This is a genomic window from Microcoleus sp. D3_18_C2 (assembly GCF_036702395.1).
GTDB lineage: Bacteria > Cyanobacteriota > Cyanobacteriia > Cyanobacteriales > Microcoleaceae > Microcoleus.
On sequence record NZ_JAUBTG010000020.1, the window covers coordinates 49482 to 73208 of the forward strand.

The 23727-nt window shown below is 46.6% G+C and carries 17 protein-coding genes; 8 read left to right on the top strand and 9 right to left on the bottom strand.

What is annotated here, in order from left to right; all coding sequences use genetic code 11:
• Positions 1–855 precede the first annotated feature (855 nt).
• The 4 genes from QUA88_RS14605 to pilM form a co-directional block, all read right to left on the bottom strand.
• Complete coding sequence (locus QUA88_RS14605; RefSeq protein WP_333272333.1) at positions 856–3255, bottom strand: AMIN domain-containing protein; 2400 nt, start codon at positions 3253–3255, stop codon at positions 856–858.
• A gap of 475 nt (positions 3256–3730) precedes the next feature.
• Positions 3731–4525 (bottom strand): pilus assembly protein PilO, encoded by a 795-nt coding sequence (locus tag QUA88_RS14610; RefSeq protein WP_333055137.1) that lies wholly within the window; start codon positions 4523–4525, stop codon positions 3731–3733.
• On the bottom strand, positions 4522–5421 hold the full coding sequence (locus tag QUA88_RS14615; protein WP_333055138.1) for a PilN domain-containing protein: 900 nt from the start codon (positions 5419–5421) through the stop codon (positions 4522–4524). The genes QUA88_RS14610 and QUA88_RS14615 overlap by 4 nt, the downstream gene beginning before the upstream one ends.
• A 469-nt stretch (positions 5422–5890) precedes the next feature.
• Positions 5891–6985 (bottom strand): type IV pilus assembly protein PilM, encoded by a 1095-nt coding sequence (gene pilM / locus QUA88_RS14620; RefSeq protein WP_333055140.1) that lies wholly within the window; start codon positions 6983–6985, stop codon positions 5891–5893.
• Positions 6986–7159: 174 nt separating this feature from the next.
• Between pilM and QUA88_RS14625 the strand changes: the two genes are divergently transcribed.
• Entirely contained in the window at positions 7160–7396 is a 237-nt protein-coding gene (locus tag QUA88_RS14625) for a hypothetical protein (protein WP_333055142.1), read from the top strand.
• Between the two features lie 145 nt (positions 7397–7541).
• Entirely contained in the window at positions 7542–8825 is a 1284-nt protein-coding gene (locus tag QUA88_RS14630) for a sugar ABC transporter substrate-binding protein (protein WP_333055143.1), read from the top strand.
• Positions 8826–9034: 209 nt separating this feature from the next.
• On the opposite strand, the gene QUA88_RS14635 is transcribed toward QUA88_RS14630, so the two are convergent.
• Together QUA88_RS14635 and QUA88_RS14640 are read right to left on the bottom strand one after the other, a co-directional pair.
• Complete coding sequence (locus QUA88_RS14635) at positions 9035–9466, bottom strand: type II toxin-antitoxin system VapC family toxin (RefSeq protein WP_333055147.1); 432 nt, start codon at positions 9464–9466, stop codon at positions 9035–9037.
• The gene (locus tag QUA88_RS14640) at positions 9463–10188 is read right to left on the bottom strand and encodes a hypothetical protein (RefSeq protein ID WP_333055150.1); all 726 of its coding nucleotides are present in this window, start codon (positions 10186–10188) and stop codon (positions 9463–9465) included. The genes QUA88_RS14635 and QUA88_RS14640 overlap by 4 nt, the downstream gene beginning before the upstream one ends.
• Positions 10189–10637: 449 nt before the next feature.
• Here QUA88_RS14640 and QUA88_RS14645 point away from each other — a divergent pair, with 449 nt between their 5' ends.
• Positions 10638–11213, top strand: coding sequence for a Uma2 family endonuclease (locus QUA88_RS14645; RefSeq protein WP_333055154.1), 576 nt, complete (start codon positions 10638–10640; stop codon positions 11211–11213).
• A gap of 5 nt (positions 11214–11218) precedes the next feature.
• Here the strand turns inward: QUA88_RS14645 and QUA88_RS14650 are convergent, their stop codons facing one another.
• Positions 11219–12484 carry a folylpolyglutamate synthase/dihydrofolate synthase family protein gene (locus tag QUA88_RS14650; protein WP_333272338.1) on the bottom strand — a complete coding sequence of 422 codons (1266 nt, stop codon included), beginning with the start codon at positions 12482–12484 and terminating at the stop codon, positions 11219–11221.
• A gap of 153 nt (positions 12485–12637) precedes the next feature.
• On the opposite strand from QUA88_RS14650, the gene QUA88_RS14655 reads away from it, so the two are divergent.
• Positions 12638–13624: a DNA cytosine methyltransferase gene (locus QUA88_RS14655; RefSeq protein WP_333272341.1), complete on the top strand. Its 987-nt coding sequence runs from the start codon at positions 12638–12640 to the stop codon at positions 13622–13624.
• Positions 13625–13782: 158 nt separating this feature from the next.
• Here the strand turns inward: QUA88_RS14655 and QUA88_RS14660 are convergent, their stop codons facing one another.
• Together QUA88_RS14660 and rsmI are read right to left on the bottom strand one after the other, a co-directional pair.
• On the bottom strand, positions 13783–15000 hold the full coding sequence (locus QUA88_RS14660; protein ID WP_333272344.1) for a glycosyltransferase: 1218 nt from the start codon (positions 14998–15000) through the stop codon (positions 13783–13785).
• Between the two features lie 69 nt (positions 15001–15069).
• On the bottom strand, positions 15070–15951 hold the full coding sequence (gene rsmI / locus QUA88_RS14665; RefSeq protein ID WP_333272346.1) for a 16S rRNA (cytidine(1402)-2'-O)-methyltransferase: 882 nt from the start codon (positions 15949–15951) through the stop codon (positions 15070–15072).
• 71 nt (positions 15952–16022) lie between these two features.
• Between rsmI and QUA88_RS14670 the strand changes: the two genes are divergently transcribed.
• The 4 genes from QUA88_RS14670 to QUA88_RS14685 form a co-directional block, all read left to right on the top strand.
• Positions 16023–16883 (top strand): sugar kinase, encoded by an 861-nt coding sequence (locus QUA88_RS14670; RefSeq protein ID WP_333055163.1) that lies wholly within the window; start codon positions 16023–16025, stop codon positions 16881–16883.
• 248 nt (positions 16884–17131) lie between these two features.
• Positions 17132–18256, top strand: a complete 1125-nt coding sequence (locus tag QUA88_RS14675) for a cupin-like domain-containing protein (protein ID WP_333055165.1) — start codon at positions 17132–17134, stop codon at positions 18254–18256.
• An 89-nt stretch (positions 18257–18345) separates the two neighbouring features.
• The gene (locus tag QUA88_RS14680) at positions 18346–19224 is read left to right on the top strand and encodes an inositol monophosphatase family protein (RefSeq protein WP_333210641.1); all 879 of its coding nucleotides are present in this window, start codon (positions 18346–18348) and stop codon (positions 19222–19224) included.
• A gap of 458 nt (positions 19225–19682) precedes the next feature.
• The coding region (locus tag QUA88_RS14685; RefSeq protein WP_333272351.1) for a DUF4347 domain-containing protein at positions 19683–23727 on the top strand (4045 nt) is incomplete at its 3' end.

A 23727-nucleotide genomic window follows, 5' to 3' on the forward strand; every position in this document is an offset into this window, starting at 1 on the left:
TGGGAGGTTTGGGTGGTTCCCGATTGCTCCCGTCCGCTTCCCCGAATCACAACTCCTGCTGAATACCAATTACCCTAGGGTAATTGGTCAGAAAAGGAATTTTTGTTTCTAACTGCTGAAAACCCCACAGCATCTAATTTTCACTGCATTATTCTAAAGTCTTGCCGACCGTTATGGATCGGTGGAACCTTTAATTTATATGGAACTGGCTAATTTTTGTAATTAATCCCAAAATTTAGGTAAAAAAATACCACCTTGGAGACAAGATTTCTCGCCTCGGTGGATTTGCAATCTCAAAAAAATAGAAATAGAAGGAATAAAATGTAATTTGTCAAGGGCTAAAGGAAAACTTTTTTCCTTCTTCCTTCTTTCTTTCCCCTTTCTTTTCCCCGTGGGCCAGGACTGTTTCATTCTCCCGAAACCCGCCAGGGGTTGAAACCCCTGGCTAATAGCGAAAGTCGTCTGAAGACGACTGAAAGAGTGATTGATAGTCCTTTTGCATGGGACTAATGAGTTCTTTAGTCCTCTTTGAGAGGACTTTCGCTTTGAGGCAGGGGTTTCAACCCCTGTCGGACTGTCGGACTGTCGGACTGTCGGACTGTCGGACTCAGGGGAAAAAGCGTGGAAAGTTGAGAGCAATGCCTTCTTCCACCGCCAGGGACTGAAGTCCCTGTCTCATAGCTGAAGTCGGTTAAAACCGACTCAAATACTAATTTTTAGTCCTCTTTTAGAGGACTTTCGCTTTGAGGCAGGGGTTTCAACCCCTGTCGGACTGTCGGACTGTCGGACTGTCGGACTGTCGGACTCAGGGGAAAGAGCATGGAAAGTTGACACCCATGTCTTCTTCCTTCGTTCCTACTGTCTCGGCTGGACGGGCTGACTGCGCTGCAACAGTTGGCGCGCGTCGGGACTGATGCTGTTTTGGTAGCCAAAGTTCGATCGATCGCTATCATCCAAAATCTGCGGCGTCAGCAATACAATCACTTCCGCCCGCTCGTTGGTCTTATCAGTGCTCCTGAACAGCGAACCGATAATCGGCAAATCTCCTAAAATCGGAATCTTCCTCGCTGTAACCCGGTCTTGGTCGCGGATAATCCCCGATAAAATCAAAGTCTGACCGTCCCGCAGGCGAATTAGCCCCGACTGCAAAGAGCGCTCAGTCAGCAGGGTGATACTGTTTTGTTCTCCTGCGCCTGTGCTCAGGGGTCTGTTCGGGCCGATCGCACTGACGATTGGGTTGACTCGCAGAGAGACAAAACCGTTATCGTCGATGCGATCGATCGCTACTCCCAACCGCAAACCTGCCTGGCCTTTTTCTGCCGTCACCGTTCTGGTAGTTTGACCTTCTGTTGTCTGCGATTCCGATCGAATGTTAGTAACCACTTCTTCGGTGATATTCACATTCGCCGTTTCCCCTTCTTGGACAACTAAAGTCGGGTCAGTCAGGATTTTGGCATTCTGGCTGGTAATACTTGCTTGCAAGTTAGACAGAAAACGTCTTGGATATTGGAACAAGGGGAACAAGCGGAAGTCTGCACTTCCTGAGCCGGTCGTCGATCCAGGAGTGTAATTCTCAATTCCAACTCGCGTGAGGTCATTAGTAATTGGGGCTGTCGGCTGGAGGAACACACCTTTGGCGGGGCCTTCGAGACCTTGACCTGTAAACGGCACTATACGCCGACCGTTCGCATCGTAGAAAGGAGTCCTGAATTCTTGGGGAATGTCTCGGTTCGGAATAATCGGCCGATTAGCTATGCCAGTAGTTACGGCGTCGCCACTGGGCGGATTGATGCCGCCAAAATTGACGATCGCCGCCCCGCCGTCATTGACAAAGAAACTGTCATTAATCCCGAAAGAGAAGCTGGTGTTACTGACGTTGTTTCCCGACAAGTTGATATCGATCACCTTGACGTTGACAGCGACTTGACGGCGGCGCAAATCTAGCTGTGTCAAGAAAGCCACAGCCATGTCCACTTTGCGCGGGTCTCCCACCAAAGTGATGGAATTGAGCCGAGAATCCGCCAGCACCGACAGTCCCCTCAGCAACAGCGGCCCCGTGCCTTCCCTAGCGCCGATCGCCTTAATGTCGGGTTCCCGAATTTCCACATCCCGCGCAGCATTTCCCTGGCCCACGCTTTGAATAGTCACGCGAGTAATCGGCAGTTGAGTTTCCGCGCCTTGAGCGCTCAAAAAGTTAGCTGCATCTGTAGAGCGAACTTGATTGAGCCGCAGAGTCCGAATGATAATATTGCGTGAATCGATCGGCAAGTTAGTCCCTACAAAAATCGTCCGCCCCTGGCGGTTAGCTTGCAGCCCGCTGAGCCGCAGCACGTAATTAAAGACATCTTGGACCGACTCATTTTCGATGTCCAAAGAAATCTTCGGCCCTTCATCTGACCCCGATACTCCTGGCTGACCAGGCACTGCGGGCTGCCCCGGTTGAGCAGGGGCCCCGCCACCTGTAAAAGCAATGTTCAAGCCAGCAGCGCGGGCCAGCAGAGCCAAAACGTCCCGGACTGGGGCATCCCGCAGCACCAAGCGGGGGATGCGTTCTCCCGAACTCAGTTCAATATTTCCCACGCCGGGGGCGATGTTAGACACCGCGATATCTCCCAAGGGCGGAGCCACTGCCCGCGGCTGGAAAGGCGCAGCCTGATTGCTTTGGGATTGTATTTCGCTGGGGAGGGGCGGGCGATCGTTTCTGGTAACAGTAACTTGGGGATTTGGCAGCAGCACGCCTGGGTTTTGCGAGGTGCGGACTTGGGGAGCCGGCGGGGGAGCTGTTTGGCTCAGCGGCAGTCCCGGAGGGGGCGGGGGTGGAGTTTGGGCAGACTGTGCTGTGCCACCCTGTCCGGCAACGCTGAGGACGATGCTTTGGCCTTGTCCCGGAACAATTTGTCCGTTGGGAACTCCGTTGGTGCCGGCTACCACAACGCGGATGCTGTTAGCCTCTACCTGGCTGATTTCTACTGAAGAAATTCCCGGAGCTGGGTTATCTTGACGGAAGCTGTTGCCTTGTGGTAAGCGGAGCTGGGTGTTGATAATTGTGGCTTGGTAAGTATTGCCGTTATTGATGGCGAAAACTTGCGGGCGATCGCCCTTTTCTGTAGCCAGAACAATATTTACGCCATTATTACCTTGACTTACTTGCACTCCTGTTACCTGAGTCGGCAATGCCAAGACTGGGGCTTGGGCGATCAGAACTCCTGCAACGCTGCATAAGAGTCCTCCACTTAACCGTAGATGCTGTTTCACGTTCTCTCCTCCACTACAATTTGTTATTTGTTGTTCGCAGTCTTTTGTCGCTAGCTGCTAAACTGACTAAAATATTCTCGCTTCGAGCCTTTTTAAAGGAAGAAGTTATGCCCTTTTCGATGTTTAATTTTCGATTGGGAATAACAGATGACATAAGGGTTAGAAGCTATCCTACAGCAATCCTCGCATCATTTGTGGATTTCTTACTTCCTCCCCTTACAAATGGGAGGTTTGGGGTAGGGTAAAAAAAATACGACTCCTGCAAGGATTGCTATACAGTTCCATTACTTTTTGAAACTGGTATTAGAAGAAATTAGATTTTAGAGCCAATTTTTGATTGCCATCTAAAAAATATTTTTCTGACCTTCATACTTTTTTGACTTCTACCTTCAATCTTTCCATTTCAAACTTCTGCCTTCTGACTTCTTGTGAAATAGCGAGTTGGGAACAATAGCTAATATCTGCCAAATAATAGCTACTTAGCACCAGGACTCGGAGCCGGAGTTGGCGGTTTTTCTTCTTGCTTTAGCGGCAGCAGCGCGTGCAAGTCAAAAGCAGTTTTAATTTTAGTTGGCGGTTGCTCCACAGGAACTATTTTCCCTTTCAAAAAATCAACTTCAATTGGCTGATTTGATGCTAGCAATTCAGATTTCAAATTCCTAACTACCAACAGCGACTGCATCAACTCCAAGTTACGCATAAAATTGCGGGTTTGATCAAAAGTGCCTTCAAACTCTACCTTAAATTTTTTGCGTCTGAGCTTGCCAGCCAGGGACGCCCCGAAGGAGCTATCGGCCAGAATATCAGGGTCTGGAGCTCCCGGCGTGGCGGTTGCTGTTGCTGGCGGCATATCCGGCTCAAATTTGGTAATTTTAGCCTTGAGGTCATCTCCTTGCACGCCGGCGTTGATTCTATTAACGAGTTGGGTCATGTCAAGCAAAAGCGTGTTGGCGCTGGCGTCGCTGGCAAACATGGCCGTGACGTTGGCCCGGCGCTGTTTTGCTTCTTCTTGCTTGGCTTCTGCTTCTGCCTTTTTTTGAATTTGAGTTTGCAATTGCACTTGCGTTTGCTTGCTTTCGCTAAGTTTTTGCTTGAATTCGCCGCTTTTTTGGAATTCGGGAAGTACGAACTGGTAGCCGAGGCCGCCAGCAATCAGGAGCCCGAGAACCGCGATGCCGATTGCTTGGACTTGGGGTGTCAGCTTAATGCCGAATATTTCCTTAGCCCCTGTATCTTCTGCTTGTCCGCTAGAAATAAACTCTGCTGTCATGGTTTTTTCACTTCTCCTTTTTGTGGTTCTAGCACTCCTTTTTCTTGAAGTGTTTCTATCCGTATTGCGAGCCCGTCTGCTTGCTTGCTTCGCAGCTCGGGGAGCAACTCGGAGGCACCCGTCGGGCTGAGCGTCGTTTCAATTTTATATTCCACCACTGGTCGCAGTTTGGGAAGTTCTGCTGGTGCTGCGTTTTGGTTACGCACTTGTAATTGTGCGGGGTTGTTTTTTAATGTGGCCGCTATCAGTTTGGTATCGGTGTTAAGGAAGAAGGGAGAGCGCTGGACTAGCAACATAAAGTCGTTAACTTGAGCAAAGGTACTGGCTATCCCTGAAATTTGCACTTTTGATGCCTGCTGCGGGACGACGGGGACGGGAGGTGCTGCCGGGGCGGGGCTGGCTGCTGGAGACGGACTCGCCCCCGGAGAAGCAGCGGGTGTTGGTGGGGGGGGAGGAGGAGGTGCTGCAACGGGGGAGGGACTTGGGTCGATTTGCTCGATTTTGCCAATTTGCACTCCGGCCGGAGTACGGGCACTGAGGTCTTGCAGCATCGCCGACCAAGGTTTAATTTGGTCGAATACTCCAGCTAATGCTTTGTATTCGGCGGTAACTTGGTCGGTTTCGGCGTTGATGGCTTTGATGGTGTTGGCTTGAGTGTTTAACAGGGCCAGTTCTGTGTCGATGGTTGCTTGTTGTGCGGCCAAGTCGGTATTTTCCTTAGTCGCCCACCACCAGGCGCCCATGACTGCGGCGTTGATGCCAAAGGCAAACAGCACTGCCCCATATATGGGCAGTTGGTCTTTGGCTCCACCGGAACTTTTTTTAGCTGGGCTTTTGGTTGCAACGGGTTTGTAGTCGGGACGGTCGTTGAGAAAATTAATATCTAGGCTGTACATGGCTTCACTCGGTTTTATAGCAGAAGGAAGAAGGCAGAAGGCACAATGTAGAAGGTAGAAGGCACAATGTAGAAGGCACAGTGTAGAAGGTAGAAGGTAGAAGGCAGAAGGCAGAAGGTAGAAGGTAGAAGGAAAAAGTGATCTACCGCTAATGTTTCAGCAATTAAGAAGGTACTAACAGTCTTGGCTGTTGCTATAGATTTAAATTAGAAATTTTAGATTTTAGACAGAACCCAAGATTGCTGGTACAAGTGAAGGATTTATTTAGGGAAGAAAGAAACAACTTTCTGCCTTTTACTGAAGGAAGGGGCTGCTTCTACCTCAGATATATTCTACCTTTTACCTTCTACCTTCTACCTTCTATCTTCTACCTCCAATATTCTACCTTCTGCTTTCTGCCTTCTTCTTTTGGAAGGGGTTTTTACCTCAAATTCTCAAATCGGTTTTTCTCTCATCTAAAACTGTTAGGTCACATAACCTCCCTTAGTCCTAAACCTAGGGCGACTCCTAAACCTGCTCGCTGTTCTGGGGTAATTTCTTGGCTGATTTCGACTCCTAGGGTTTCGATGGGATCGACTTGAGATGCGGGCAAGCTTAATCTTTGCATAAAAAATTCGTCGAGTTTGCCGATCGCAGCTCCCGGACCCGCTAGCAGTAGTTGCGCTACTTCGAGTTCTTCGCTCTGGTTGAGGTAAAAGTCTACTGAGCGGCGCAGTTCGTCTGCTAGTTCTCCCAATACTTTAATCATCGCATTTGTTCCCGGATTGGCGTCTCCCGATGCGCCCATTGTATCTGTGACTGGCAGGGTCATGCCTTGCAGTTCGCTGGTGTCTCTGGTTGGTGGCAGGTTCATGGCTTGGTTGAGGGCGGTCTGGATTTGGTAGGTGCCGATCGGGATGGTACGGTTGAACTGAGGTATGCCGTCCACTACTATAGCTAACTCGGTGCTGTCAAATTCTATGGCGGTGAGAACTGCTGCTTCTTGGGAGGAAAATTGTTGCAGTTGTTCTTTGAGGGTGCGGATTAGGGCAAAACTGGTTACTTCTAATACGTCTATAATCAATCCGGCTTCTTTGAATGTTTCGATGTATGTGTCGGTAACTTCTCTGCGGGTTGCTACTAAGACGACTTGCACTTTTTCTACTCCGTCGTCATCTACAAAAAGGCCTATTTTTTGATAGTCTACGTCGGCGTCTTCTCTAGGAAATGGCAAGTACAGTCCTGCTTCTGCGTTCATGTAATCCCGCAGTTCTTCTTCGTTGAGTTCTGCGGGAACTGGGATGAGGCGGATGACTGCTTCGCGGCCTGGAATGGCTGTGGCTACTCGCTTGGCTTTGATTTTGTTGTCCGTGAGGACGGTACGTATTAGTTCTGCCATTCCCGGCGGATCGACTATTTGTCCTTCTTGTACATAGTCTTCTGGAACTTCTATTGAGGCTAGGATGCCTAATTTTAATGCCTGAGCTTTCTTTTCAAGCTGAATGATGTTGATGCGGTCTGGGGCTATTTCGATCCCGATTCCTGGCTGGCGTTGGGAAAGTAGACCTTTGAAAAAGTTAACCATGTGATTGGGTCGCCGATAATTGCTATTTTTTTCTTTTGTAGTTGGCCAGCCTGATTCAGCGCGCAGGCGTGTTGGAGGGTTGGTTTCCAACTGCAGCCAGAGTGCTGTAATCTCGGTATCCCGCCTTCTTCTGCACAGCTCAGTCTGTGTTGCGCGATCGCTAGTTCCGATTTTATGCTATCCAATTTACTTGACAATAGCTATTCTGCGGAGAATGTCAATAAATTCCAGCTCGATCGACCGAAAACCCGCCGATTCTGCACAAAAACCGACTATCTCGCTCCTGAACCCAGGTACAAAACTCTGTTACTGACTCGTGAGCGCTTGATTCGGGCGATTCCCTACGGGATAGCTTCGCCGCGCGTGCCTTTGTCTGACAAGCGAATTTCAAAGGTGTTACCCGCCACGTGATTTATCTCGCGCAAGTCAATCGAAAGCATCTCAAATCTAAAATCCTTGCGTCCCCCGAATTTATCTCGCGCAAGTCAATCGAAAGCATCTCAAATCTAAAATCTAAAATCGAATGACGGTTCCCATAACTCTCAAATTTTATTCTATGAAACGTAAATCTTGGCAACTTTTTGCTGTTTTTGGGCTGGTGGGGCTGCTGCTGTCTGCGGTGGTGAGTTGCAGCAAGCCGGCTGTTAATTCCCAGGCAAATAATACGCAGGAAATCGAGTTCTGGACTATGCAGCTTCAACCTCAGTTTACTGAGTATTTCAACAAGACGATCGCCGGTTTTGAAGCGGAAAATCCGGGGGTGAAGGTGCGTTGGGTGGACGTTCCTTGGTCGGCGATGGAAAGCAAGATTTTGGGGGCTGTTTCGGCGAAAAATGCGCCGGATGTGGTGAACCTAAATCCCGATTTTGCTTCGCTGTTGGCGGGACGCAATGCTTGGCTGGATTTGGATTCTCGAATTCCGCAGCAAGTTCGCGAGCTCTATCTCCCAAATATCTGGAAAGCTAGTGTACTCGACGGCAAGACTTTTGGCATTCCTTGGTATCTCACGACTGGGGTGACAATTTACAATACGGAGTTGTTGAAGAAGGCTGGAATTGCTAAGCCTCCTGCTACTTATGCCGAGTTGGCAACTGTGGCGAAGCAGGTGAAGGAGAAGACTGGCAAGTTTGCTTTTTTTGTGACTTTTGTGCCGGAAGATTCGGCGGAAGTTTTGCAATCTTTTGTGCAAATGGGTGTACCTTTGGTGGATGCTAAAGGCAAGGCGGCTTTTAATACTGCTAAGGGCAAAGCTGTTTTTCAGTATTGGGTAGATTTGTACAATAACGGACTTTTGCCACAGGATGTTTTGGTGCAGGGACATCGCAGGGCGATCGAGCTTTATCAAGCTGGGGAAACTACTTTTTTAGCTTCGGGCCCTCAGTTTTTGAAGGCGATTGCTGAGAATGCTCCGAGTATTGGTGCTGTTTCGGCTGCTGCGCCTCAAATTACGGGGGAAACAGGTAAGAAGACTGTGGCGGTGATGAATTTGGTTGTGCCCCGCGACAGCAAGCGCCCTGATGATGCTGTCAAGTTTGCTCTGTACGTTACTAATTCTCAAAATCAGTTGGCTTTTGCTAAGGCTGCTAATGTTTTGCCTTCTACGGTTGAGGCTTTGCAGGACGATTATTTTAAGACTGTTTCTGCTGATGCTCCTGCTGCCGATCGAGCTCGGGTTGTTAGTGCTTCTGGGTTGACTTCCGCTGAGCTATTGATTCCGCCTTTGAAGGATGTTAAGAAGTTGCAAAAGGCGATTTATGACAATTTGCAGGCGGCAATGTTGGATGAGAAGTCGGTAGACCAAGCTGTTGCTGATGCTGCTAAGGCTTGGGATCAAAGGTAGTTTTTAAGTGAAGCTGGGGCGGGATTTTTTTTATTTCGCCCCTTGCTTTTTTAGGTCACTTGACGTATTATTAAATAATGGGAATCTGTGCCGCCATATATAAGCAGATATCAGCCTTTAAATGTAAGGTGCGTCGCCTCGCAGAGCTTCCAATCATCGCGAAAAATTCGATGGCGACGCACCTTACGATTAGCAATCGCCCCTTGTTTTTAAGGTTGAATTGTCCAGTCTTCCTGCACTAAATCAGGCACTTGCGAAAAATCTCGGTAGTTGCGCGTAACGAGGATAGCCTTATTAGCAAGTACAATAGCAGCAATCCGCAAATCTTGCGTGCCGATGCGTATTTTTTGACGGCGTAACTCAGTGTAAATAGTGAAAGCATTCGGGTCAAATTTCAGAATGTTGAGATTTTTGAAATCATCTAATGTATCCCATAACCTGGTGTAACCCCATACTAATTTGTCCGCTTGCGAAGATGTCGAAGCCTTTCTGATAAAATCGAACCAGCCGCGAATTACTTCCTCTACGGTTACGATAGTTACAGCAAGGTTTTCTGCGTTAACCTCGATTCGCTGCACCATCATTGGATCATTCTTTTGCCAATCGGAGAAACAATTCGTATCAAGTATGTATAGGCTCATTCTGTCTCAACCGCATCGTCAATTTGACTGTAATAAGCTTCGGTTTCTGCATCGAGTTCGCGGCGATATTCTTCTATGTGTGCCAATACCTCATCGTAATACGGATCGTTTTCATACTTACCAGCTAACCTCACCCAAGGATTGTTCGATCGACTATTCGTGAGTTTGACAGAGACGATTTCTGCTTCGGCTAGCTGGGCATTTACTAAATCGTGAAGGTTTTGCAGTGCTTGCGATCGCGTCTCGCCAAAAGCTTTGCATTCGGGCCATCCCAGCAACGCTGCACTGACTGTTGTGTCTGATTCGTTTTTAATGATTATGTGAGCAGTTGAGCTGTCGAGGTCGCCCCCAAAGTTAGTGCGATCGGCTGCGCGAATGTCGCAGGTAGCGTTACCTGTTAACAGTGTTTTTGTCTTGACTGTCTGCTTGGTGTTTTCCTGGCGCGGATTTTCTCTTTCTCCAATGATAAGCGGGTCTGCTTTGCGAAGCGCGTCAAGAAATTTGACCATGTTTACTCTCTCCTTGGTGTTTTCCTGGCCTAACTTTTCTATTACTGGCCCGATCGCCGAGGCAGGAGTTACCTTGACTGTAGAATCGATGTTTTCCTGACGCTGCTTGATTATGTTTCGCCTGAAAAGCTCGTCAAATAGTAAAGTTTGCTCTTGGGCTGGCAAAGCTTCTATATATTCAATTAGCCTTTGCACCGATATAAGGCTGCTCATAAACTTCTATCTCTAAATTTTTCTAAACTCACTTGTATTGTAACAAAAATTTGGCATTGGGCATTGGGCATTAGGCATTAATCTTTTTTGCTCTCGCCCCTTCCTTTTTTCGACCACTTGACGTATTATTAAATAATGGGAATCTGTGCCGCCATATATACGCAAATATCAGCTTTTAAGTTATTATCGAATGATGAAATTACCGCCTCTTCACAACGCGGAGTCGGAGGAGAACTCTGGATAAGTCAATCTCGACTATTTTAGAGGTAAATGTTTGTTGATAAAAACGATCGCTCATCCCAGAAACCGGGTTTCTTTATCCCGTGCGAGCCTCTTTCTCAATTCAGCTTAATTGATGATTTGTACGAATACAGCCTGAATTCCTCAAATATTCAGAAATTTGACTCGTGTTAAAATCAAAACTCAGCTCAGAATAGGATAAAATTCTTATGCCAGCGATGACACTCAAAGATTTAAACCAAGTTCAAACCCTTTTTTCCGAAGCGGGTTTAGATTACAAAATTGAACTAGAAGACGGGAGACTTTCAATTGTGGGGCCATCAGACATCGTATCCAGTGAAATCAGCAGTATTTTGATTCGTTTGCTGGGTAACTGGGTTTATCCCCGTCGCTTGGGGAGAGTCTTTGACTCCGCAGGCGGTTTCATCATGCCGGATACGAATGTGAAAGCGCCGGATGTTTCTTTTGTGCGCGCCGCCCGCTTGCGCCAAAGTCCGCGTTATTTTGGAGAACTTGTCCCCGATTTGGTGGTTGAGATTAAATCTCAGATCGATCGCATTAAGCTTATAGAAACCAAGGTTTTGAAGTTTATAGAGTTGGGTGCGATCGTCGGAATTCTGATCGATCCTGATGAAGAAACAGTGACTATTTATCGCTCTACAGGTGAACCGACTGTTTTAGGAAATGGCGATATATTAACAGTAGCAGAACTTTTTCCCGGTTGGGAATTGCCCATTTCGGAATTGTGGCCTCCTATCTTTACTGAGGAAGAAACACAATTCTGATGCGTTTAAGCTTGGGATTGTTGTTGTTGCAGAAAATAGCCGACGAGATAAAGCGAACCGCAAAGGATTGTTAGGTTGTCGCCTGTAACAGCAGCATCTAAAGCTGTTGTTAAGTCGGGGAAGGCTTGACAGAAAGTTAATTCGGGGCAGATAATTTGAGCTAGGGCGGCTAATTCTGCGGGGGATGATGAGTTTTGATCGGGTACGGGTACTAGGTAAAGTCGATCGCCCTTTTTGAGTAATGCTTTCAAAATATCGTCGCAGTCTTTAGTCGCAAGAATCCCGATTACCCAGTTAATCGGTGACGGGTGATTGTTCAGGCGATCGACATATTCACGCAGGGCGATCGCTGCGGCTGGATTGTGCGCGCCGTCAATTAAGAGGTTGCGGTTTTTCCAAGTTGTCTGCTGGAGTCTTCCGGGCCATTGGGTTTTGGCGATACCGTTTTCGATCGCGGTTGGAGAAATTTGCCATCCTTGGTTTTGGAGAGTTTGCAAAGTGGCGATCGCAATTGCTGAATTCATTAGTTGAATTTTTCCCAGCAGCGGCAATTGATATTTTATTTTAACCGCATTTTGATTTAACTGATATTCTGCGAATCCTTGTCCTAAATCTATTGCTGGTTTTACCCAAGTTGCCGGACAGTCTAATTCTTGAATGCGTTTTTCTACTACTATTCTAGCTGATTCTGGCAATTCTCCGATAACTGCCGGACATTTTGCTTTAAGAATTCCCGCTTTTTCCCCAGCAATATCTGCCACGGTGGGGCCGAGTATTTGCCAGTGGTCGAGACTGATAGAAGTAATGACGCTAGCGAGAGGTGTTTCGCAAACGTTAGTCGCGTCTAATCTACCGCCCAATCCAGTTTCTATGACTGCGATGTCTGTTTTTTGTTCGGCGAAATACAGCCAAGCTGCGGCGGTGATTATTTCAAATTGAGTGGGTGTTTCGGTGTTGTTTTCGGTGGCGGCGACAACTCGTTCTAGACACTGTTGCAATTCTGTTGGGGAAATCGGTTTTTGGTTGATGCAAATTCTTTCTGTCCAATCGATTAAGTGCGGGGATGTGTAGCGTCCAACTCGATAGCCTGCTTCTGTTAGTACGGAAGAGAGATAAGCGCAAACGGAACCTTTGCCATTGGTGCCGGCTATGTGGATAATGGGTACTTGTTGGTGGGGGTTGTCTAGTTTTTGGAGAAGTTGGTGAATTCTTTCTAGGCCGAGGTGGACGCCGAAGTGTTGGTAGGATTGGAGGATGGATTCTGCATTCATTGAGGATGATAAGTTCTGTTTGTGTGTGAATTAGATTTTTTTTTATTAACCGCAGAGGGCGCAGAGGGCGCAGAGTGAGAGAAGAAAGAGATAGATATGTAATAAAAGAGAGGTTTATAATTGATTTATTGTATTTATTGCGGGTGAAAAAAGGTGGCTTTGGATATTATTTCTCTGTTTTCGGGTTGTGGGGGGTTGGATTTGGGTTTTCGCTTGGCTGGGTTTAATGTGGTTTGGGCGAATGAATATGATAAGTCTATTTGGGATACGTATAATTTCAATCATCCTGAAACTATTTTAGATCGCAGAGATATCAGAAAAATCAAATCTGATGAAATTCCCAACTGTATTGGGATAATCGGCGGGCCTCCTTGTCAAAGTTGGAGTGAAGCAGGGGCTAAGCGGGGGATTGATGACTGTCGGGGTCAACTTTTCTGGGAGTATATCAGAATTGTGCGGGACAAGCAGCCTTTGTTTTTTTTAGCTGAGAATGTTAGCGGTATTTTGGCGGCCAGAAACAAGGAAGCTTTTACTTATATATTATCGCAGTTTGAGGACATCGGGTATCGGGTTTCCTACAAGTTGGTGAATGCTAGAAATTTTGGGGTTCCGCAAGATAGGCAAAGGGTGATTGTTGTTGGCTATCGGCAGAATCTGGGTTTTGGTTTTGAGTTTCCCGAACCTGGAACCGAGGTTTTGACGCTGAAAGATGCGATTTTTGATTTGCAGGCGATCGCCCCTATGTCAGTTAAGGGTAAATTAGATAATTATCACGATTCTGTCCCAAATCACGAATGTGCGGATTTGGGGTTTTCCAGCATTTATATGTCGCGCAATCGAGTTAGAAGTTGGTCAGAACCTTCGTTTACCATTCAGGCAAGCGGCAGACACGCACCTCTCCATCCTCAAGCTACTAAAATGATTTTAGTTGGCAAAGACAAACGCATTTTTGACCCCAATTCGCCTCTGCCTTACCGTCGGCTTTCTGTGCGAGAGTGCGCCAGAGTTCAGACTTTCCCGGATGATTTTATTTTCAAATATAAGTATATTGCTGACGGATACAAAATGGTCGGCAATGCTGTTCCTGTGAATTTGGCGAGAGTTTTAGCCAGTAAGATTTTTGAGGATATTGCCAACTGAAGCCGACCATCTACCAGTCGCTAGGGAATGAATTCCACGGCGCTTTTAGCGAAAGTCATCGCTATAAAGACTAATCTCAAATCCGTATTATTCATCTCTCTCTTCTCCTCCTCTGTGTCCTCTGTGGCCTCTGCGGTTTAATAATTCCGAATTATCTGTCATTGAAACTTGGTTAACTGACCGAGGTTATGCTGAATCGCATTTGTCCCGCGAATATGAGACAAGGGAGAACCTCCATACAAAAAGCTATTCAAACTAACTTGATAATTTTGTTGAACTGCTAAATCCAACCACAAATTGTTAATCGCGTCTCCCGGCTTGTAGTCGGGGATGTTGTGCTGATAATAAGGAAAACTGTCTATACAAGTATTGAAAAAGTTTTTCCGCCCGCAATGCTTTAAATACTGATATCGCGGTTTGAATTCTGTTTGATTTTCCAATACTGTATATATAGTATCTGCGAGAGATTCTGGGTCAAATTTGGCGTAAAGACCCGCACCTTCGGGGAAAACAGGCGAGTTGCCTCTGGCGTATTGGTTGAATTCTTCAAAACAAATTACAGGTACGTTGCAACTCATGGCTTCGGTAATTCCTCGGTTTTTTCCTTCGAGGAGGGAACCGAGGACGAATGCTTGGGCTCGCGAATAATATGTGGGGATTTCGCTGTAGTAGTCTACTCTTGGCACTAAGTTAATGTAGTCGGAGGGATTGGTTAAAATTTCCTCGACTTGTTGCCATTCTTTTAATGCGTACTCGTCGAGAGTTTTCAGGTTGCTAGCATCAAATTCGTGGCCGGTGACTACTGTTAGTTTTATCGGTTTTTGCGGATATTTTTGGCGGTAAACTTTTAAGGCTTTGGCAATAATTGGCAAATTTTTTTCTTCGGAAATTCGGGCTACGGCTAGCAAGTCGATGTCTTTGGCGGGGACGTTGCGAGGGGAAATTAAGTATTCGTTGATGAAGTCTGTGTCTTGCAGTGGTATGATTGGTTTGTGGGCGCGATCGGGATAAGTTTCGCGAAACCATTTATCCCGCTGCGGGTTTTTGTATAAACTAGAGTAGGCGTCAGCTATGGGGGCCCAGGAGTAGGAGATTCCGGGGGAATAGGTGAAGGATAAAAATACTGATGAAAGTTGGGGAAATAGTTTGTTTATTAGTTCGACTCCTTCGCTGAAGTAAATTCCTTTGATGAAACGCCCTTCGTAAAATAGTGGGGGAAGCAAGACGTAGAAACTGACGGTATCGAAGCGGTGGGGTTGGTCTTCAAATATCTCCCAGGTAAAGGCGTCTAAGTCTGCATAGATTTCGGCGATTGGTTTGTTGATGTGGGGGTTGCGTAAATATGGTTTTTGTCGATCGTAGTTTCCGCGTACCATATAATTCTGAGTGTGAGTATCTAGCTTTTTTTATTTAACCGCAGAGGGCGCAGAGAAGAAGAGAGATATTCACAAGTCATCCACGGGTTGTTCTAGTGATTCATGGTCGCCTATTGTGAGGGCGAGTTGGTAGATTTGGCGGCGGGGAAGGGATGTTTGTTGGGCTAGCTGGCGGCTGGCTTGGGAACGACTTATGCCTTCTGCTATTAATGTTTGCAATTCTGCTTTAATTGCGTCTTCGGAAAATATTGGGGCGGCTGTTTGGATGCCGGCTATTACGAGGGTAAATTCTCCCTGGGGTTCGCGATTGGTGTAAAGTTCGATCGCACTTTCTATACTACCACGCCAAAACTCTTCGTGCATTTTGGTTAATTCTCTGGCCAGCACAATCTGTCTGTCGCTTCCCAAACTATTTGCTAAATCTTGTAAAGTTTGTCGCAATCGGTGCGGAGATTCGTATAATATTATAGTGCGGGATTCTATCTGCAAAGCTTCTAAACTCTGTTGGCGTTCTTGACCTTTTACGGGTAAGAAACCTTCAAATACAAATCTCTCTGTGGGTAATCCTGATCCAGTTATGCCAACTATGCAGGCGGTCGGGCCGGGAATCGGAATAATGTTAATATTAGCATCGGCGCAAGCTTTGACTAACTCGTATCCGGGGTCAGAAATTCCCGGCATTCCGGCATCGGTGACGAGGGCGATATTTTTGCCTAAATGCAGTTTGTCGATGAGTTCGGGAAGTCGCTGGTGTTGGTTGTGTTCGTGATAGCTGATTTGAGGAGTTTTGATTTGGAAATGTTGCAAAAGTTTGCCTGTATGGCGGGTGTCTTCGGCGGCGATGAAGTCTACTGTTTGCAAGATTCGGATGGCGCGAAAGGTCATGTCTTCGAGGTTGCCGATCGGGGTTCCTACGATGTAAAGTGTTCCTGTATTGGGATTTGCTTGCATTTTGATATTTTGAAGTTTTTAACCGCAGATAAAGCACGGGCGGGACGCCCATGCCACACATTTAAGAAGATATGAAAACGGGATTGTTTTTGGGATTGGCAACTTTAGATTTAGTTTATTTGGCCGAGAAGCCTCCGGGTGAAAATCAGAAAGTTGTTGCTTCTGATTGTACCATTGCTGCGGGCGGGCCGGCGGCAAATGCTGCGGTCACTTTTAGCTATTTGGGGAATGCGGCGGTATGGGCCGGCGTTTTGGGCACTCACGCGATCGCCCAATTAATTCGTGCAGACTTAGCGGAGTATAATGTCAGGATAATCGATTTGGAACCGGGGCGATCGCACTCGCCGCCAGTTTCCTCGATTATTGTAACTGAAGCAACGGGCGATCGATCGGTAATTTCCATCAATGCTACGAAATCGCAAGTTGACAGTCAAACAATTAACCAGGATATTTTAACCTCAGTTAATATTGTACTGCTTGACGGACATCAAATCGCAGCCAGTCAAGAAATTGCTCAACTTGCCAAGTCAAAAAACATTCCCATTGTCCTCGATGGCGGCAGTTGGAAACCCGGATTAGAACAAATATTACCTTTTATTGAATGGGCTGTATGTTCGGATAACTTTCATCCGCCCAACTGCGACAATTCCGAACAAGTCTTTGCTTACCTCTCAGCAGCCGGAATTCCCAATATTGCCATCACTCGCGGCGAAAAATCAATTTTATACCTCAGCAATGGCAGTTACGGCACTATAGAAGTACCTCAAATTCAAGCCACAGACACTTTAGGCGCGGGCGACATCTTTCACGGCGCTTTCTGTCACTACATTTTGCAAAATAATAACTTTACAGATACTCTCACCGCATCAGCTAAAATCGCTTCCCATTCCTGCAAAAATTTCGGAACCCGCGCCTGGATGAATAAGAGTTAATTTTCAATTAAAATTAACCAAACTATCCGGTTAAAACCCCTCAAAGCTAGAAAACTTGAACTAGCAACACCTGTTAAGTTAAAATCCTGACAGCAACCTCGACAAAATTTGTGAACTTCCCTTTTCTCTTCCTTCGCGCCCGTGGAACAGGCGTCTCGCCTGTGAATTTTCGCAGTTCGTTAAAATTGCTATATTAGTAAAACAACCTCAAATCAAACCAAACAGTCCCAAAACAACATACCCGAATCATGTCTGACACCCAACCCCTAACTATCACCCTTCCCCCTTTGCGGATTACCCTAACAGAACAACAGCAAGTTAACCTAGAATGGCTGACACAAAACTTGCCCAATCTACTCACCCCAAGCAAACAAGAACTTCCCGACAATATGAAACAGTGGGTGGCGGCTAACAAATTATTAAATCAACCCGATGCAGAAATCATTCAAGGACTAATAAATACCGGCATAGATGCGGAAACAGCCACCGCAGAAGTTAGGGAAATCTCCTCTCATCCCTACTTTCAAGCAGGCAGTCAGTACGTGCAGTTATTGCAGAAATTAGAATCGCATCTCAGGATTAGCAATCAATTAGCTGCATTGTCTTCCAAGTTTGGCACAATCGAACGCAAAAGCAGTCTTTCCAGAGAGTATTTTCTCGAAAATTACTACGCCAAAAATACTCCAGTAATTATTACCAATATCATGCACAACTGGAAAGCGTTGCAGTTGTGGACGCCGGAGTATTTGCAAGAAAAATATGGCGATGCAGAGGTACAAATTCAAGCCAACCGCAATTCCGACCCGAATTACGAAATCAAGATAGAAAATCACAAAAAAATTGTTTTGTTCCGCAAATATGTAGACATGGTGGTCAAGGGCGGGCCTAGCAACGACTACTACATGGTTGCTAACAACCAAACTCTTGAAAGAGAGGAATTTAAACCGCTATTTAACGACATTGAAATTTTTCCCGAATACCTCAATCCAACGGATACAAAAGGCAGAGTTTTCTTTTGGTTCGGGCCGAAAGGCACGATTACACCGCTACACCACGACCCAGTTAATTTAATTTTAGCTCAAGTGTCTGGTCGCAAACTAATTAAATTGATTTCTCCGCAACAAACACCTCTGCTTTACAATCACGTCGGAGTTTTCAGCAAGGTTGATGGCGAAAATCCAGATTATGACAAATACCCGCTTTACAGAGATGCGAAAATTATTGAAGTGATTTTGGAACCGGGAGAAGCTATCTTTATTCCTGTCGGTTGGTGGCACCATGTAAAATCATTGGAAGTGAGTATTTCGGTTTCGTTTACTAATTTTGTGTTTCCTAATTATTATGAATGGAAATATCCTCATATTAATTGGTAATTGCTAATGTATGGTTCCCAGGGGCGGGCACGGGGGCACCGCCCCTACAGAAATCGGCGTTTATCTGCGGTTCAAAAAAAAAGAAATTCATGAAAACTCTCGAAGAAATCAGCGAAATTTCACGATCGATCGCCTGGAGTGCATCAGATATCCTACAATCCTATTATCGCCAGGATTCCAACACTCCTAACCTCGACATCCAAGAAAAAAAAGATGGCCCCGTCACCGCCGCCGATGTCGCTGTCAACTCTTACATTCTCGACGGATTGCAGTCGGCTTTAGGGAATGCAGAATTTGGCTATCTCAGCGAAGAAACTTACAAATCTTATTTAGAAAAAAACGGTCAAATTCCCTTACCTCAAAGTTGGGTTTGGATTATTGACCCTTTGGATGGAACGCGAGATTTTATTGACAGGACAGGTGAATTTGCTGTTCACATTGCTTTAGCCTTCGAGGGAAGACCGGTATTGGCAGTTGTGGCCTGGCCGCAACAGCAAAAGATTTATTACGCAATCCGCGATGCGGGCGCTTTTATGGAAAGTCGGGCCGGTTCTGCGGTCAAGTTGCAGGTTTCGGCGCGAAATATAGTGGCAGATTTATCTATAGTAACTAGCCGCAGTCACCGGGGCGATCGCTTTAATCAATTGTTACAAAAACTGCCATGTCAGAATCAAATAGCTGTCGGTAGCATTGGCTGTAAAATTGCGACAATTGTCGAACAAAAGGCTGATGTTTATATTGCGCTTTCGGGAAAGTCGGCACCGAAAGATTGGGATTTAGCTGCACCGGAATTAATTTTGACTGAAGCGGGCGGTCAATTTACTCGTTTTGACGGTTCTGCTTTGCAATATAACCGGGGAGATGTGAGTCAGTGGGGGGGATTGTTGGCGAGTAATGGTTGCTGTCACGCTGCTTTGTGCGGGCAAGCTGAGGAGATTTTAGCAGGGATAGATGGGGGTTTGAAGTAAGTCCGCGCGTGCGAAGCTATCCCGTAGGGAATCGCCCGTAAAGATGGTAACGAATCAGTTTTAGGGGCGGGTTTACGAGAAATAATTGCTTAAAACCAATTATCTAGTAAACCCGCCCCCACTTTTGCCCGAAAGTCCGCTAGGGCTTGAAATGAACGGCCAAACCTGAGCGCAGATATCTATCAAAAATCCCGCTCTTAATATTTCAGTATAATGACACTTGCTATTAAAGAGTTTTTGTGTTATGTCATCCACCTCGCTCTGGCTAATCCGTAATATTACTTAATAAAATCCCCCATCTTTATCAAAACTTTAATTAAAAAGCTGTTTATAAAGAAAAATTTACATAGATGTTTGGAAAAATGAGTTAGGGTTACTACAACATTGACAAATAGTTTCGCATACCCGTCGCGAAACAGGGAAATCATTGTCTTTTTTTAACCCCCAGTAGGTGCAGTATGCCAAATTTAAATAATCAAGTTTCACCAAGTGCGATCGCCTTTATCGACACTCAAGTTGAAAATTATCAAAGTTTGATTGCCGGGGTAACACCGGGTACGGAAGTAGTTGTTTTGGATGGGAATAAAGATGCGATCGACCAAATTACTGAAATTTTAGGTCTTCGCAGCAATATTGACAGCATTCACATTGTTTCTCACGGTGCTCCCGGCAGCTTGCAATTGGGTAATGGCAGCTTGAGTGCAGATAATGTGGAAACTTATTCCGAGAAGTTGCTGCAGTGGCGGAGTGCTTTAACTGTTGATGCGGACATTCTGATTTACGGTTGCAATGTCGCATCAGCCTCTGGCGCTTACCCGAAAGTCAGCCAGGGAATGAATTCCCCGGCTCAAAGCTCAAGTCGGTTGAAACCGACTGCTTACCCGAAAGTCCGCCAGGGAATGAATTCCCCGGCTAAAAGCTCAAGTCGGTTGAAACCGACTGAAAACAAGCCGACTATTCAGTCCTCTTCAGAGGACTTTCGCTATGAGACAGGGAATTCATTCCCTGGCGGATCGGATGAATACGCCATAGATAATGAACGCGGGATCGATCGTGAACGCGCGATCGATCTAGACGGTTTCGCCTTCATCCAACGAATTGCCCAACTCACAAATACAAACGTTGCGGCTTCCCAAAACCTCACCGGAAGTGTAACAAAAGGCGGGGACTGGGAACTGGAAGTCAGAACCGGGAAAATAGAAACACCGCTGGTATTTGAAGCCGAAGTGTTAGCGGGTTACGAGTATGTTTTGAATAGTTTTGGTGCTGCGAGTAATTTTCCCATAACCTATAGTCTCCGTAAAGTTGCGACTGCGGACTTTAACAAAGACGGCAATCTTGACCTAGCCTTTGCAACCACTGGAGAGGCTCGCAACGTCTCGATCGCACTGGGAGATGGCACTGGCCTATTTGGCGCTGCCACTAATCTTAACACCAGCTCGCCGAGCGCTCTCAATACCTGGTCTGTCGCTGTAGACGACTTTAACAAAGACGGTAATTCTGACCTGGTTACCGCTAATAATGCGACTAACAACGTTTCTCTCCTGTTGGGGAATGGCGATGGCACTTTTGGTACTGCCACCTACTTTGGGGTGGGGTCAAGTCCGTATACCGTCGCTGTGGGAGACTTCAACGGGGACGACAATTCTGACTTAGCTACAGCCAATCAATACTCTAACGACATCTCCATCTTGCCTGGTAATGGTAATGGTACTTTTGGCGCCGCTACTACTTTGAGCGTGGGGTCAAATCCTTATTTTGTGCTTGTCGGCGACTTTAACAAAGATGGCAAGTCAGACTTTGCGACAGCGAACTATGGTGATAGCAGCGTATCCATCCTGTTGCAGAATGCTGATGGTACTTTCGCCCCCGCCACTAACTTTACCGTTGGAAATAGCCCTAATTACATTGCTTTAGGAGACTTTAACGGAGACAATAATGCTGACTTAGCAACGAGTAACGAAGGTGGCTCAAACAACGTATCAATACTGTTAGGAGATGGCACGGGAAACTTTAGTGCAGCTACCAACTTTGGCGTTGCAACACAACCGCTTGCTATTGCTAGTGGCGACTTCAATGCCGATGGAAAAGTCGATTTAGCTACAGCCAACAATGGATCGGGCGATGTCTCCGTCTTGTTTGGAAGTGGCAATGGCAGCTTTGGGACTGCCACTAATTTTGTTGTGGGAGCCAATCCCCAAGGTATTGTTGTAGGCGATTTTAACAAAGATGGTTTATCCGATTTAGCTACGGCGAACTTTGGTGGTCAAAACACCTCGATTCTGCTGAATACATCCCCGGCGGTAAATTTCGGTGCTGCAACTTACAGTGGCACTGAAGGAACTGCGGATACAGTAGTCAATATTCCCGTTACTATCAGCGCTACTCCTGACGCTGACGTGACAGTACCAATTGTCATCGACCCCAGCAGCAGTGCTACCGAAAATTCAGACTACACCTTTTCCCCTACCTCAATTATTTTCCCCGCAGGTGCAACAGGTGACGCACTCACCCAGAATGTTGCATTTACTATCAAACCCGACAACATAGTTGAAAACGCCGAAACTGCAATCTTCAACTTTGGCACAATCACCGGTGGCGTTGCCGGTACAACCAAACAAACCACACTAACTATTGCAGCAAACGGTACTGTTTCTTATGCCATAGCCGCCGGTACTGTAAGCATTCCTGAAGGCAATACCGGCACAAAGCCTCTGACTTTCACTGCGACTCGGAGTGGCAACACAGGCGGGGCAAGTAGCGTCAATTATACGATCGCCGGAACAGCTACAAACGTCAGCGATTACAACAACATCGGTGGCACTTCAGGCGCAACTGCTGTTACTGGCACAATTAATTTTGCCGCCGATGAAACATCCAAAACCATTACTCTCGATGTATTAGGCGACACCCTAGTTGAACCCGACGAAACCATAGCCGTCACCCTGTCAAATCCCACCAGCCCAGGCGTAACCCCGACAATTACCACTGCTACCGCTACCACAACTATTACTAATGATGACAAAGCTGGCTTTACTGTTAACCCAATATCGGGATTAACTACAAGTGAAGCTGGTGGCAAGGCAGAATTTACAGTCAAACTCAACGCTCAACCTACTGCTGACGTTACCATCGGTTTGAGGAGTGACAATGTTGAAGAAGGAACAGTTTCAACTAATAGCTTAACTTTCACTCCTGCTAACTACAATCAACCGCAACCAATAACAATCAGTGGTGTTGACGATTTGGTAACTGTAGCTGATGGCCCTATACCTTACAAAATTGTCACGGCTGCTGCTGTGAGTACCGATGTTAATTACAATAACCTCGATCCTGATGATGTCACCGTCACCAACAGTGACAATGAAACTCCGGGAATTACGGTGAATCCGACGGTGGGATTAACTACGGGCGAAGATGGCACTAAGGCTAACTTTACTGTGGTTTTGAATACTAAGCCGACTGCTAATGTGACTATCGGTTTGAACAGTGACAATGTTGCAGAGGGAACAGTTTCGGTTAATAGCTTAACTTTCACTCCGGTTAACTGGGATACACCGCAGCCGGTGACAGTGACAGGGGTTAATGATAGTATTGCTGACGGCGATATTAACTACAAAATTGTCACAGCGCTTGCTGTTAGCGACGATCCGAATTATAAGCTAGATGCAGCGGATGTTAGCCTTAGCAATAAGGACAATGATACGGCTGGTATTTCTATTACTCCCACGGCAACAACTGCTACAGAAGGTGGCGCGACGGGCAGTTATGAACTCAAATTAACATCGCAGCCGATCGCGCCTGTTACCATTAACTTTAATGCCCCAAGTGAAATAAATGCGATCGCCCCTGTTATCTTTGACAGCACTAACTGGAATGTTGCCAAAACAGTCACTGTCACCGCTACCGACGATAACAAAGCCGAAGGTACGCACAGTGGCACGATCGCTCACACTGTTACCAGTACCGACACTAAGTATAGCGGCACGGCAATTCAGGATGTAAATGTAGCGATTACCGACAACGACACAGTAGGTGTCAGCATTTCTCCCACGCAAACAACTGCTACAGAAGGCGGCGCGGATGGCAATTATGGGATCAAGTTAACGTCGCAGCCTTACGCCCCTGTTACTATCACTCTCACAACAGGTAATCAGATTCAGGCGATCGCCCCTGTGAATTTCACTACCGATAATTGGAATGTCGTTCAACCCGTTACGGTGAAAGCTGTTGATGATACGGTTGTCGAAGGCGCGCACAGCGGTACTATCACTCACAGTGTGAGTGGTGGTGATGCTAAGTATAATGAGGTTGTGGTTCCAGGGGTGACAGTGGCGATCGCCGATAACGATGTAGCGCCGACGCCGACGCCAACTCCGACGCCGACGCCGACGCCAACGCCAACGCCGACAACTGGCACTCCGACGCCGACGCCAACGCCGACAACTGGTACTCCGACGCCGACGCCGACGCCGACAACTGGTACTCCGACACCCACGCCGA

Bases quoted from the DNA above. Each gene is read 5' to 3' on its own strand.
- QUA88_RS14610 (WP_333055137.1), bottom strand. From the start codon at position 4,525: ATGACAGCAGAGTTTATTTCTAGCGGACAAGCAGAAGATACAGGGGCT.
- QUA88_RS14615 (WP_333055138.1), bottom strand. From the start codon at position 5,421: ATGTACAGCCTAGATATTAATTTTCTCAACGACCGTCCCGACTACAAA.
- pilM (WP_333055140.1), bottom strand. From the start codon at position 6,985: ATGGTTAACTTTTTCAAAGGTCTACTTTCCCAACGCCAGCCAGGAATC.
- QUA88_RS14625 (WP_333055142.1), top strand. From the start codon at position 7,160: ATGCTATCCAATTTACTTGACAATAGCTATTCTGCGGAGAATGTCAAT.
- QUA88_RS14630 (WP_333055143.1), top strand. From the start codon at position 7,542: ATGAAACGTAAATCTTGGCAACTTTTTGCTGTTTTTGGGCTGGTGGGG.
- QUA88_RS14635 (WP_333055147.1), bottom strand. From the start codon at position 9,466: ATGAGCCTATACATACTTGATACGAATTGTTTCTCCGATTGGCAAAAG.
- QUA88_RS14640 (WP_333055150.1), bottom strand. From the start codon at position 10,188: ATGAGCAGCCTTATATCGGTGCAAAGGCTAATTGAATATATAGAAGCT.
- QUA88_RS14645 (WP_333055154.1), top strand. From the start codon at position 10,638: ATGCCAGCGATGACACTCAAAGATTTAAACCAAGTTCAAACCCTTTTT.
- QUA88_RS14650 (WP_333272338.1), bottom strand. From the start codon at position 12,484: ATGAATGCAGAATCCATCCTCCAATCCTACCAACACTTCGGCGTCCAC.
- QUA88_RS14660 (WP_333272344.1), bottom strand. From the start codon at position 15,000: ATGGTACGCGGAAACTACGATCGACAAAAACCATATTTACGCAACCCC.
- rsmI (WP_333272346.1), bottom strand. From the start codon at position 15,951: ATGCAAGCAAATCCCAATACAGGAACACTTTACATCGTAGGAACCCCG.
- QUA88_RS14670 (WP_333055163.1), top strand. From the start codon at position 16,023: ATGAAAACGGGATTGTTTTTGGGATTGGCAACTTTAGATTTAGTTTAT.
- QUA88_RS14675 (WP_333055165.1), top strand. From the start codon at position 17,132: ATGTCTGACACCCAACCCCTAACTATCACCCTTCCCCCTTTGCGGATT.
- QUA88_RS14680 (WP_333210641.1), top strand. From the start codon at position 18,346: ATGAAAACTCTCGAAGAAATCAGCGAAATTTCACGATCGATCGCCTGG.